General features: G+C 73.1%; 11 protein-coding genes. 3 read left to right on the forward strand and 8 right to left on the reverse strand.

Translation table 11 applies throughout. The features are described from left to right. Nucleotides 1–14: 14 nt before the first annotated feature. From ACIP6W_RS13275 to ACIP6W_RS13285, 3 genes are read right to left on the reverse strand one after another with little or no spacing between them, the layout of a single operon-like run. Complete coding sequence (locus ACIP6W_RS13275; RefSeq protein ID WP_251159608.1) at nt 15–1,097, reverse strand: sugar kinase; 1,083 nt, start codon at nt 1,095–1,097, stop codon at nt 15–17. Then, nucleotides 1,094–1,945 carry an IclR family transcriptional regulator gene (locus tag ACIP6W_RS13280; protein ID WP_066655376.1) on the reverse strand — a complete coding sequence of 284 codons (852 nt, stop codon included), beginning with the start codon at nt 1,943–1,945 and terminating at the stop codon, nt 1,094–1,096. Before ACIP6W_RS13280 ends, ACIP6W_RS13275 begins: the two co-directional genes overlap by 4 nt. Continuing rightward, a complete protein-coding gene (locus tag ACIP6W_RS13285) occupies nt 1,945–3,180 on the reverse strand; it encodes an alanine racemase (RefSeq protein ID WP_251159607.1) in 1,236 nt (411 codons plus the stop codon). The genes ACIP6W_RS13280 and ACIP6W_RS13285 overlap by 1 nt, the downstream gene beginning before the upstream one ends. 164 nt (nt 3,181–3,344) lie before the next feature. On the opposite strand from ACIP6W_RS13285, the gene ACIP6W_RS13290 reads away from it, so the two are divergent. Continuing rightward, entirely contained in the window at nt 3,345–4,757 is a 1,413-nt protein-coding gene (locus ACIP6W_RS13290) for an MFS transporter (protein WP_235426351.1), read from the forward strand. A 220-nt stretch (nt 4,758–4,977) separates the two neighbouring features. Then, complete coding sequence (locus ACIP6W_RS13295) at nt 4,978–5,757, forward strand: endonuclease/exonuclease/phosphatase family protein (protein ID WP_209685009.1); 780 nt, start codon at nt 4,978–4,980, stop codon at nt 5,755–5,757. A 249-nt stretch (nt 5,758–6,006) separates the two neighbouring features. Here the strand turns inward: ACIP6W_RS13295 and ACIP6W_RS13300 are convergent, their stop codons facing one another. Genes ACIP6W_RS13300 through ACIP6W_RS13310 form a run of 3 tightly spaced genes read right to left on the reverse strand, consistent with a single transcriptional unit; the run spans nt 6,007 to nt 8,668 of the window. Then, the gene (locus tag ACIP6W_RS13300; protein WP_066655373.1) at nt 6,007–6,681 is read right to left on the reverse strand and encodes a methionine ABC transporter permease; all 675 of its coding nucleotides are present in this window, start codon (nt 6,679–6,681) and stop codon (nt 6,007–6,009) included. After that, nucleotides 6,678–7,718, reverse strand: coding sequence for a methionine ABC transporter ATP-binding protein (locus ACIP6W_RS13305; protein ID WP_209685010.1), 1,041 nt, complete (start codon nt 7,716–7,718; stop codon nt 6,678–6,680). Before ACIP6W_RS13305 ends, ACIP6W_RS13300 begins: the two co-directional genes overlap by 4 nt. Then, the gene (locus tag ACIP6W_RS13310; RefSeq protein ID WP_209685011.1) at nt 7,718–8,668 is read right to left on the reverse strand and encodes a MetQ/NlpA family ABC transporter substrate-binding protein; all 951 of its coding nucleotides are present in this window, start codon (nt 8,666–8,668) and stop codon (nt 7,718–7,720) included. The genes ACIP6W_RS13305 and ACIP6W_RS13310 overlap by 1 nt, the downstream gene beginning before the upstream one ends. 237 nt (nt 8,669–8,905) lie before the next feature. On the opposite strand from ACIP6W_RS13310, the gene ACIP6W_RS13315 reads away from it, so the two are divergent. Then, entirely contained in the window at nt 8,906–9,397 is a 492-nt protein-coding gene (locus ACIP6W_RS13315) for a 2'-5' RNA ligase family protein (protein WP_251159606.1), read from the forward strand. A 27-nt stretch (nt 9,398–9,424) separates the two neighbouring features. Here the strand turns inward: ACIP6W_RS13315 and ACIP6W_RS13320 are convergent, their stop codons facing one another. After that, nucleotides 9,425–10,672, reverse strand: a complete 1,248-nt coding sequence (locus ACIP6W_RS13320) for a D-arabinono-1,4-lactone oxidase (protein WP_209685013.1) — start codon at nt 10,670–10,672, stop codon at nt 9,425–9,427. 71 nt (nt 10,673–10,743) lie between these two features. Then, nucleotides 10,744–12,228 carry an MDR family MFS transporter gene (locus ACIP6W_RS13325; protein ID WP_209685014.1) on the reverse strand — a complete coding sequence of 495 codons (1,485 nt, stop codon included), beginning with the start codon at nt 12,226–12,228 and terminating at the stop codon, nt 10,744–10,746. Nucleotides 12,229–12,334: the final 106 nt, after the last annotated feature.

The following is a 12,334-nucleotide window of genomic DNA, read 5'->3' on the forward strand; positions in this document are numbered from 1 at the left end:
GGTGGTGGTCGCGGTCAGCGGTCGACGCGGTCGTGCACCGCCGTGTCGACAGCGGTTGCTCGGGGGCCGGCCGGGTCTGACGGGTCCGACGGGTCTGACGGGTCCGACGGGTCCGACGGGTCCGGCGCGTCGGCGGGGAGCGGGTCGGGGGTCGCGCCGGGGCCGGGCAACCGCCAGTCGCCCGGGACGGTGCAGGCGAGCGCTCCGGCGTCGGCGGCCCGGTCGAGCGCGGTGTCCGCGTCGGCCCCCGTGAGCGTCGCCGCGAGCCAGGCCGCCACGAACGCGTCACCGGCACCGACCGGGTCGACGACCCGGACCGGTGTCGCCGCGCGGCGGGTCGTCCGCCCGTCCACGACCGAGACGGCGCCGCGGGAGCCGAGCTTCACCACGGCACGACCACGGGCCAGGTCGGCGAGCCCACGGGCGAGGTCCTCGTCGGACTGCAGCGGGCTCGCCCCGTCGTCCCCGGCACCGTCCGGGTCACCGAGCAGGATGCGGGCCTCGTCGTCGCCGGCGAAGACCACCGCGGCACGGGCGGCGACGGCGCGGTAGTGCTCCCGGGCGACCGCGGCGTCGAGCAGCTTCTGCCGGTGGTTCACGTCGAAGGACACCGGGACCCCGGCGGCCTCGGCGCGGTCGAGCACCGTGGTGACGGTCCGCCGGGCGGACTCCGAGAGCGCGAGCGTGATGCCGCTGACGTGGACGAGCGCCGACCGCTCGACGAGCCCGGCGGGGACGTCCTCCGGTGCGAGCGCCGAGCCCGCGGAGTGTCGACGGTGGTAGGTCACGCGGGTCCGGCCGTCCCGCAGTCGTTCCTTCATCATGAGCCCGGTCGAACGCTCGGGGTCGACGACCGCGGCGACCTCGACGCCGGCCTGCCCGACGTCCCGCAGGACCCGGTCACCGGCGGGGTCCGACCCCACGCGTCCGACCCACGTGGCCGGGACACCCGCGCGGACCAGCCCGATCGCGACGTTGCTCTCCGCCCCGCCGGTGTCGACGCGCATGTGGTCGAGGTCGCACACCTCGCCGACACCGGGGCCGGCCAGCAGGAGCATCGTCTCGCCGAGGGTGAGGACCCCCGTGCCCGCGCTCACCGGGTCACCCCACCCGGTGCCGTGCGACGCAGGGCGAGCTGTGCCGACGAGGACCCGAGCGCAACCGAGATCTCGAGCGCGGTCCGCACGACACCGTCGCCGAGCTCGCGGACCGCCGCCGCCGGGAAGCGGGACGCCAGCCCCGAGATGCTCATCGCGCCGACGACCTGGTTCGCGTGGTCGAGCACGGGCGCGGCCACGCAGCGGATGCCCGGCTCGTTCTCGCGGTCGTCGATCCCGTACCCGCGCGCCCGGGTGCGGTCGACCTCCTGCCGCCAGCGTCCGTCGTCGGTGATCGACTGGTCGGTCATCGCGGTCGCGGGCACGGCGAGCACCGCGCCGAGGAGCCCGGGGTCGCCGAACGCCACGATCGCCTTGCCGGAGGCGGTGTTCCGCATCGGCAGGCGGTGGCCGATGCGTGACCCCATCCGGACCGTTCCGCGGGTCTCGACCTTGTCGACGTAGACGATGTCCGTGCCGTCCGGCACCACCAGGTGACAGGTCAGGCCGGTCGACTCCGCGGTGCGCCGCATGAACGGCGCCGCTGCGGCGCGCAGGTCGATGCCCTCGAGGTAGCTCTGGCCGAGCAGCAGTGCGCCGAGCCCGAGGGTGAAGCCGGCGTCCGGGGTGCGGCGGAGCAGGTCGGTCTCGACCATCGGCGCGGTCAGGCGCAGCACGGTCGACTTCGCGGTGCCCAGGGTCGTCGCGAGCTCGCCGAGCGACACCGAGGCGGCGCCGTTCCGGGTGCGGTCGGCCACGTGGTCGAGGACCGTCAGGCCCCGGCGGAGCGACAGTGCGGCGTTGCGCGCGGGCACGGGCGACGGCGGCGACTGCTCGTCGTCGGGCATCAGAACCACGTCGCGATCGTCTCGGTGACGGTGTCGTCGTCCGCGAGCACCTGCACCTGCCGCCACTTGTCGAAGACCGTGCACGGGTGGGAGACCCCGAGCACGACGACGTCGCCGGGCGTCAGCCCGGGCGCCCCGTCATCCAGGGCGAGGTAGCAGTGCTGGTCGTCGAGGCGGGTGACGGTGACCGCCCCGGGTGGTGGGACGACCTGCGGGTCGTGTGCCGCGCCTCCCGGCCGGACGCCGCGCACCACCGGCAGGCCCTCGTCGAACGACACGTCGCGCTTGCCGACCGCGACCAGCGCGCGGCCCGGCTCCGGGCAGGACGTGACGCGGCCCCACACCTCGATCGCCGGGCGGAGCGAGCCCTCCTCCGGGCGGCGGCCGAACGGCGTGCGCTCGGCGTAGAAGCCGTCGTCGTGCGTGAGGTAGGCGCCCGAGCGCAGGAGCACGTCGACGTCGTCCGGACGGCCCTCCACGGCGTCGACCACCCCGTCGAACCAGGCGCTGCCGCCCATGCTGAGCAGGGTTCGGCCGGCGACGAGACGACGCACGTCGCTGGCGATCGCGAGGACCTCGGCGACCCAGGCGCGTGCGGTGTCGACGTCGGGCAGGCCCCCCTCGTACCCGGTCACCCCGCGGAGGACGAGACCCGCGTCGTGCGCCGCGACGGCGACCTCGCGCGCCTGCTCGGCCGAGCGCACGCCCGTCCGGCCGCCGGGGAACCCGACCTCGACCAGCACGTGGACGGTGCCGTCGACGGAGCGGGCGGCGCTCGCCGCCGCGGTGACACCGGCGACGGAGTCGACGTTGCAGAGCACGTCGGCGTCGGGGTCGACGCTCCGGCGGGAGGCGAGCCAGGCGAGGCCGGCGGGGTCGAGGACCTCGTTGGCGACGAGGATCCGGTGCACGCCGTGTGCCCACGCGACCATGGCCTGCTGGACGGAGGCGACCGTGACGCCCCAGGCGCCGGCACGGACCTGGCGGTCGGCGAGGGCCGGGGCCATGTGCGTCTTCATGTGCGGGGCGAGCAGCAGCCCGTGGCGGTCGACGTACGACTGCATGACGGCGGTGTTGTGGGCGAGGGCGGACTCGCGGAGCGTCATCACCGGGAGGTGCGCGTGGTCGAGGACGTGCCGGCCGAGGACGGGGGCGGCGGGGTCGGCTGCGCCCTTCGTCGTGACGGTGCCGGGCGGGCGGACGGGGTGCCCTGCTGCTGCGGGGGTGGTCGTCATCGGTCCTCCTGCGTCGTGCGGTGTGCTCCTGGGGCAACGCTCCCGGTGCCGGGTCCACCGGGCAACGTCCTCGTCCCGCCCATTCTGCGGTGCAGAACGGTGGTACGCCCCGGCGCCTGCCGGCTGCGTCGGGCAGAAACCGAGCGGGCATAGCATTCGACGTGATGACGACGATGACGACGACACGACGACGGGGGAGCACGGCGGTGGCCGTGCTCGTCGCGGGCACCTTCTTCATGGAGCTCCTGGACGGCACGATCCTCGCGACCGCAGCCCCGGCGATGGGCCGCGACCTCGGCGTCGACTCCGCCGCGATCGGTGTCGCGATCACCGCCTACCTCGTCACGCTCGCGGTGTTCATCCCGGTCAGCGGCTGGCTCACCGACCGGGTCGGTTCCCGCACGGTCTTCACCGGCGCGATCGCGCTCTTCACGGTGGCCTCCGCCCTGTGCGCGGCGTCGGAGGGGCTCGTCGAGCTGACGCTCTGGCGGATCCTGCAGGGGCTCGGCGGAGCACTCATGGTGCCCGTCGGACGGCTCGTCGTCCTGCGGAGTGCCGGACGCGAACAGCTCGTCACCGCCATCGCGATCCTCACCTGGCCCGCACTCGCGGCACCGATCATCGCCCCGTTCGTCGGCGGCGTGCTCGTCGACACCCTCAGCTGGCACTGGATCTTCCTCGTCAACATCCCGCTCGGGGTGATCGCCTTCGTCGCCGCACTGGTCCTCGTGCCGCAGGAGCGCGCTCCGGAACGCGTCCCGTTCGACTGGCGTGGGTCGCTGCTCGCCTGCCTCGGACTCGGCTCGCTCGTGGTGATGGCGTCCCTGCTCGCACTCGACGAGATCCCCCTGGTCGCGGTCGTCGTGTCGGGCGTGGTCGGGGGCGTCTGCTGCTGGCTCGCCGTGCGGCACTTCCGTCGGGCCCCGCACCCGATCATGGGCCTCGGGTCGTTCCGGCTCGAGACCTTCCGCGTCTCGCACGCCGGGGGCAGCCTGTTCCGGCTCGCCGTGTCGGCCGTGCCGTTCGTGCTGCCGCTGCTCTTCCAGGACGCCTGGGGCTGGAGCGCGGTGCTCGCCGGGTCCGCGGTGCTGTGGGTCTTCGTCGGCAACCTCGGGATCAAGCCGATGACCACGCCGTTCCTCCGCTGGTTCGGCTACCGGCCGGTGATCGTCGTGTCGAGCGCGATCGCAGCGCTGAGCGTCGTCGCGATGGTGTTCCTGACCGAGGACACCCCGTTCTGGCTGCTCGCCGTGCTGCTCGTGGTGAGCGGCGCCGCGCGGTCGGTCGGCTTCACGGCGTACAACACGATCGCCTTCGCCGACGTCGAGCAGGCGGACATGACGCCGGCGAACACACTCTCGTCGACACTGCAGCAGGTCGCAGCGGGCTTCGGGGTCGCCGTCGCCGCCGTGGCCATCCGGGCTGCGGCCGGGCTCGGCGGGACCGGGCCCTACGACGTGGCCTTCTGGGTGATCGCCGTGCTCCTCGTGGTGGCCTGTGTCGAGGGTGTCCTGATGAGCCGGACCGCGGGGGACACGGTGCGACCGGCGCGCCGGGTGCGAGCCGCGGCGCGCTGACGGACGCCGTCCCGCTGCCCGGCGGGGCTGTCAGCCGTCCGCTGTCCGGCGGGGCTGTCAGCCGTCCGCTGACCGGCGGGGCTGTCGGCCGTCCGCTGTCCGTTCGCGACACGGTCACCCGCGGGGGACCCCGGGTGCGCTACGGTCACAGCAACTGTCCGCGACAGCCGAGTACGGTTGCCGCGGCAGGGTGACCGAGACACCCAGGACGGAAGGCAGCATGGCCGGGCCACAGCAGCAGGGGACGATCGCCGACGGCACCGCCGTGCAGCCGACCGAGCTGCGCGTCGTCAGCTACAACCTCCGCGAGCACACCGCCAACAGCGAGCTCGCCGCCCTGGCGGAAGCGTCGCAGGCGGACGTGATCTGCGTGCAGGAGTGCGACAGCAACGACCTCGCGCCGGAGGTCGCCGGGCTTTCGCTCGCCGCCTCCACGAAGGCCAACCGACTCGGTCTCGCGATCTACAAGCGCGACGACCGCTTCGAGGTGCAGGACTTCAGCATCCACTCGCTGCAGAAGTCGCTGCACGACCGGGTGCTCGCCCCCGCGCACGAACGGCTCATCGCGATGCGGCTCCGCGACACCGAGGCGGAGACGGAGGTCATCGTGGCCTCGTTCCACGCCTCGCCGCTGACGGCCACGAACTCCCTGCGACGCAAGCAGATCGAGGCGGCCCACCAGTTCGTCCGTGAGCTGTCCGACGAGGCTCCGGCGATCATGGTCGGCGACTTCAACTACCCGTGGTTCCAGACGAACCTGCGCCGGAAGATCGAGGAGCACGGCTTCGCGCTGTCGCTGTCCGACCAGCCGACCTACCTGCGCTACCGCAAGTTCACCGGCCACTTCGACTTCGCGACGAGTGTCGGGCTGCACATCGCCGGCGTCGAGACCCTGCCCGCGGGCATCTCCGACCACCGGCCGATCCTGGTCCGCGCGCACTACGAGCACCCCGGCGTCGCGACCGCCGCCGTCGAGGTCCCGGAGACCCCCGCCGCCTGAGGCCGCCACGGCCGGGTGCTCGCTGTCCCTCGCCCGCGTTCCGGCACCGTCCCGCCGAACGGGCGTGACATGCCGTGTCCGTCCGTCGAGCGGGCACGTTCGGCTGCCAGCACCGCCTGGCGTGACGGATCGTGCTCGCTCGGCGCGACCCCCGCGGCGGGACGCCACCGCCGACGGACGGGAGGCACGGTGCCAGCTGGCACCGTGCCTCCCGTCCGTCGTCGATCGCCGGGGCGACCGGTCCGCGCCTCAGCGACGCAGCGTCGCCCGCGCGAGCCGGTTGCCGATGAACTGCCCGAGCTGGACGATCACCACGATCGCCGCCACGGACACGTAGACGATCCACCAGTCGTACCGCTGCGAGCCGTACACGATCGCGTACTCGCCCAGGCCACCGCCACCGATCAGGGCTCCCTGCGCGGTCATGTCGACGATGCCCACGAAGATGAACGTGTAGCCGAGGATGAGCGGTCCGACGCCCTCGGGGATGAGCACCGTCAGCAGGATCGACACGGGGTGGGCCCCGGACGCCCGCGCTGCCTCGACCACGCCCGGGTCGACGGCGAGCAGGTTCTGCTCGACGATCCGGGACACCGCGAAGGACGCCGCGAGCGAGATCGCGAACGTCACCGCGGGGACGCCGATCGTGGTCTGCACGGCGACGCGCGACAGCGGTGCGATCGCGGCCAGGAAGATCACGAACGGGATCGGGCGCACGATGTTCACGAGCACGTTGACGACCGTGTACACCGCCCGGTTGCCGAGCAGGTTGCCCGGACGGGTGGCGTACAGGACCAGTCCGAGCGCGAGGCCGATCACACCGGCGAACACCAGGGAGACCAGCGTCATCACGAGGGTGTCGCGGATCGCGGCGAGGAACACGTCGGACGTGTCGATCACGCTCTGGAAGCCGTTGCCGTTCATGCTGCGACCTCCTCGTCGACGGTGACGTGTCCGTCGCGCAGTGCCCCGATCGCGCGGTCGACGGCGGCGGGGTCGTCCGCGGTCAACTCGTAGGTCAGCGACCCGATGCGGCGTTCGCGGATCTCGCCGACGCCGCCGAACACGAGCTCGGCCGACACCCCGGCGGTGCGGAAGGCCGCGTCGATCCGGTTCTGCAGGCCCACCTCGTCGGTGATCTGCACCGTGACCAGGCGGCCGCGGTGGTGTTCCCGCAGCCGCGCGAGCTGCTCCGCCGAGGGGCGGTCGTGCAGGGCGGTGCGCACGAAGCGCTGCGCCGCACCGGTCTGCGGCGAGGCGAACACGTCGTAGACGTCGCCGACCTCGACCACGCGGCCGTTCTCCATCACGGCGACCCGGTCGGCGATCCGGCGGACCGCGTCCATCTCGTGCGTGATGACGACGATGGTGACTCCGAGCTCGCGGTTGACCCGACGGAGGAGTGCGAGCACCTCGGAGGTGGTGTCCGGGTCGAGGGCGCTCGTGGCCTCGTCGGCGAGGAGCAGCTCGGGGTTCGAGGCGAGCGCGCGGGCGATGCCGACGCGCTGCTTCTGCCCGCCGGACAGCTGCTCGGGGTACGCGTGCGCGCGCTCGAGCAGCCCGACGAAGTCGAGGAGCTCGGCCACACGGCGGTCCCGCTCGGCCTTCGCGACACCCGCGACCTTGAGCGGGTACGCGACGTTGCCGGCGATGGTCCGCGAGCGGAACAGGTTGAACTGCTGGAAGATCATGCCGATCTTCCGGCGGGCCAGGCGGCGTTCCTTCTCCGGGATCGCGGTGAGCTCCCTGCCGCCGACGGTGACCGTGCCGGACGAGGGGAGCTCGAGGGCGTTCACGAGGCGGACGAGGGTGGACTTGCCGGCACCGGAGTACCCGATGACGCCGAGGACCTCTCCCTGGTGCACGTCCAGGGAGACGTCCTCGACGGCCACCACGGTCTCGCCGGTGTCGGCGCGGCGGTAGTGCTTCGAGACGCCGCGGAGTTCGACGAGGGCGGGCACTACTGCTTGGCCGCCTTCGCGTCCTGCTCGACCGTCGCGAGCTCGGCCTGGAGCTTCGTGGCGCTCTCGTCGCGGGCGACGGCCTCGGGCAGGTCCTTGGCGAAGGCCTTCTGCACCGCCGGGTCCTGGAACAGCTTCGCCAGGTCGAGGTAGGTCTTGTTGTCCTTGTCGGCGTCGCGCACCGCGAAGACGTTCACGTAGGGGGCGGCGCTCGCACTGGCCGGGTCGTCCTGGAAGACGATGTCGCTGGTCGGGAGCTTCGCGGCGGTGGCGAAGTTGTTGTTCACGACCGCGGCGGCGACGGAGCCCTGCTGGAGCGCGTTCGCGGTCTGCGAGGCGTCGAGGGGCTGGACGTCGACCTTCGACGACTCGATGTCGGTCGTGGTCGAGAAGGCCGAGCCGCCGTCCTCGAGCTCGAGGAGCTTCGCGGACTGCAGGATGAGGAGCGCGCGCGCCTGGTTGATCGAGTCGTTCGGGATCGCGACCTTCGCACCCTCGGGCAGCTCGCTCGGCTTCGAGTACTGCGTGGCGTACAGCGGCAGCGGGTACACGGCGGTGGAGCCGATCGGCTGCAGGTCGTCGTCCGAGGTGACGTTGTAGTCCGCCAGGTACTGGATGTGCTGGAACTGGTTGATGTCCAGCTGGCCGTCCTTGAGTGCGGGGTTCGGCAGCGAGTAGTCCGAGAAGTTGGTGAGCTCCACCGTCACGCCGAGCTCGTCCTTCGCGAGCTTCGTGTACGTGCTCCAGTAGCCGAGCGACTTGTCGGCGACGCCGATCGTCACGGTCTTCCCGGCGCCGTCACCGGAGGCAGCGCCCTCGGACCCGCCGGAGCGGACGGCCGCCACGACGACGGCGACGACGATCGCGACCACGACGACCGCGGCGGCGATGATCCAGCCGACGGGGCGCCTGCCCTTCGGCTTCTGGGGCAGGACGGGTGCTGCGGACATGGGTGCTCCTCGTGGGGGACGTGCCCGGACGGGTGGGGCGGGGCCGGGCGGGGCGAGCCCGGACGGCGGCGTGCACGGGCGGTGCGTGGGGAGCCGCGGGATGCCGCGGCCAGGTTCCGAGTGTGGCTGCCCGCGGCGCGACACGCACGATCCGTTCCGCCGTGTTACATCCGTGCCGTTCTCCACAGGTGCCGCACGGCGAGCACCGGGCGCTGCGGGGCTTGGTTGACTCGGAGCGTGCGCAGCCTCGAACTCGTCCTCGACCCCGACTCCGACGCCGCCGTCCGCGCCGCGTGGGACGCCCTGACGGCAGCCGACCTGCCGAGCCTCGGCCGGTCGGGGACGAACGACCCGCACGTCACCCTCGCGGCCGGCGACGCGCTGCCGGTCCCGGAGGGGTTCGACGCCGCGGTGCCGACGACGCTCCGGCTCGGTGGCCTCCTGCTGTTCCCCGCCGGCGCCGGGCGGTCCGTGCTCGTCCGTGCCGTCGTCGTGGACCCGGTCCTCGCGGCCTTCCACGCGGCGGTGCACCGGCGGGCACCCGACGCCGTGGAGACCTCGCTGCCCGGCGGCTGGTCGCCGCACGTCACCTTCGCCCGTCGGGTGCGCGACGAGGACCTGCCCGCCGCGGTCGCGGCGCTCCGGGCGACCCCGCTGCCGGAGACCCTGACCGTCGGCGGGGTCCGCCACTGGGACGGCGAGACGAAGACGGTCACCCCCGTCGCGTGAGGGGTGGCCCCGGTCGGGAGGCGCGGCTCAGGTCCGCAGCACCCGCTCACCGAACACGGACGCGAACCGCCGCTCCGGGTCGGCCGCCGCCACCAGCCTGCGGAAGTCCGGCAGGCGCGGCCAGAGGGCCTCGACCGCGTCGGCGTCGAGCGAGCTCGTCTTGCCCCAGTGCGGCCGGCCGTCGAACGGCGCGAGCCGTGCTTCGAGGTCCGGCAGCAGCGCCGCGACCGCCTCGGGGTGCTTCCGCCAGGTGAACGCGATGCAGAGGACGTCCTCGCCCTGCGTCGGGCTGAGCCAGGACGGGTCGGCGGCCATCGTGCGGAGCTCGCACACGTGCAGGTGTGGCTGGATGCGGTCGGCGAGCCCGCGGAGGGCCTCCAGTGCGGCGGCAGCGTGCCGCAGCGGGACGAAGTGCTCGCTCTGCACCTCGGACCCGACGCTCGGCACCGCGTCGATCGGGAAGTGCGGCAGCCGGTCCCACCACGGGCCCACGGTGCCGTCGCGAGCGGTGACGTGACCGTCGGCCGGGCGTCCCGGCAGCCGCGGTGCGCCGAGCAGGGCCTCCGGGACGTCGACGTCGTCGGCGCCGTCCGGCACGCGGGACTTCAGCAGCACCTCGCCGACCTCGTCCCCGAACACCGTGTAGGAGCACACCGAGTAGGCCGCGGCGTGCACGTCGGCCACGTGCGCGACGAACCGGTCCCACGGGACGGGCCCGTACGCGTCCTGGCGCATCCGGTAGGACGGTTCGACGTCCACCTCGACGCGCGTCACGATGCCGAGCAGCCCGAGGTGCAGCACGGCCCCGTCGAAGTCGTCGTCACCGCGACGGACCGTCCGCACGGCACCGTCCGCCCCGAGGAGCTCGAACGACCGGACGGCGGTGCTCAGCGACCCGAGCGTCGTGCCCGACCCGTGCGTCCCGGTGGCGATCGCGCCGCCGATCGAGATGTGCGGCAGCGAGCCGGTGTTGTGCAGGGCGACCCCCGCGGCGTCGAGTTCCGGCGCGACCACCCCGTACCGGGTACCGGCACCCATCGAGGCCGTGCCGGCGGCGGCGTCGACGACGAGGTCCGTGGGGAGCCCCGTCAGGTCGAGCAGCACCCCGTGGGCGTCTGCCACGTCGTTGAACGAGTGGCGGGTGCCGAGCCCGTGCACCCGCTGCGACCGGGCGACGACCTCGGCGGCCTCCTCCAGGGTGCGCGGCCGTTCGACCCGTTCGGCCGAGTAGGTGACCGTACCGGACCAGTTGACCTCGCGCGCCGTCGACCGCATACGGCCCACGATGCCACGCCGTCGGCGACGTGGCATCGCGGACCGTCGGCGCGGTCCGGTGGTGTTGCGGGTCAGTGCATCGCGGGGGCGCCGGCGGGTGCGCCCTCGGGCGTCGCCGGGCGGCGGACGAACGCCGAGGTGAGGATGCCGACGAGGGAGATGACGCCGCCCACCAGGAACGCGGTCTGCACGCCCGAGGCGGTCGCGGCGGCGACCCCGGCGGCGTCCGCGTCGGCTCCCGCCGTGGCCGTACCGATCGTCAGGAGCGTGACGAAGAGCGCTGTGCCCGCGGCACCTGCGAGCTGCTGCGTCGTCCCGAGCACCGCGCTGCCGTGCGAGTACAGCTTCGGCGGCAGGCCACCGAGCGCGGCGGTGAAGAGCGGGGTGAAGGTGAGCGCGAGGCCGATGCTCAGCACGACGTGGGCGCCGAGGACGAACCACACGCTGGTGTCGACCCCGACCGTGGAGAGCGCCCAGAGGACGGCACTGATGATGATCGACCCGGGCACGAGGAGCACGCGGGGGCCGCGGCGGTCGTAGATGCGGCCGACGACGGGGGAGAGCAGCCCCATGATCAGGCCGCCGGGCAGGAGCAGGAGCCCGACGGTCAGCACCTCGAGCCCGAGGACGCGCTCGAGGTAGATCGGCAGCAGGATCAGCGTGCCGAACATCGCCATGAAGCTGATGCCCATCGCGACGATCGGGACCGTGAAGCCCTTCGTGCGGAAGGTCCGGAGATCGAGCAGGGCGCTGTCGGTGCGCTGCAGGCGGGTCTGCCGGACGACGAAGAACGCCAGTGCCGCGAAGCCGACGACCAGGGCGAGGACGGGGACGAGCGGCCCGGTCGACCCGGCCTCGCCGAAGCTGGACAGCCCGAAGACGATCCCGCCGAACGCCACGGCGGAGACCACGACCGACAGGACGTCGAGCGGCGCGCGGCGGGGCGTGGTCACGTTGCGGACCTTGAGCACGCCGAGCACGAGCGCGGCGACGGCGATCGGCAGCACGAACCCGAAGAGCCAGCGCCACGAGAACGCGTTGAGGATCAGGCCCGAGATGGTCGGGCCGACGGCGGGCGCCACCGAGATGACGATCGAGATGTTGCCCATGATGCGGCCGCGGTGCGCGGGCTCGACCAGGTTGAGGACGGTCGTCATGAGCAGCGGCATCATGATCGCGGTGCCGCTGGCCTGCACGATGCGGCCGACGAGCAGCACGGGGAAGCCGGGTGCCGCGAGGGCGACGAGCGTGCCGAGACTGAACAGCGCCATCGCCGCGATGAAGACCTGGCGCGTGCTGAAGCGCTGGAGCAGGAACCCGGTGATCGGGATCACCACCGCCATGGTGAGCAGGAAGCCCGTGGTGAGCCACTGCCCGGTGGCCGCCGAGATGTCGAGGTCCTCCATGAGCCGGGGGAGCGCGACGCCCATGATCGTCTCGTTGAGGATGACGACGAACGCGGAGACGAGCAGCAGCCCGATCACGAGTCTGGTCTCGCCGGCGGAGGGCTGCGAGACGCTCCCGGTGCGCGGGGCGGAATCGACGGCCTGGGTCATGCGGGGCTCCTGGGGAGTGACGGGGGAGTACGGCGGAGAGGACGAGGGCGCGCGGATCGCGCAGACAGGGCAACCGCCTGAACGGATCCGAGTATTCCGCTTCCGT

It is taken from the genome of Curtobacterium sp. NPDC088465, assembly GCF_044753165.1.
GTDB lineage: Bacteria > Actinomycetota > Actinomycetes > Actinomycetales > Microbacteriaceae > Curtobacterium.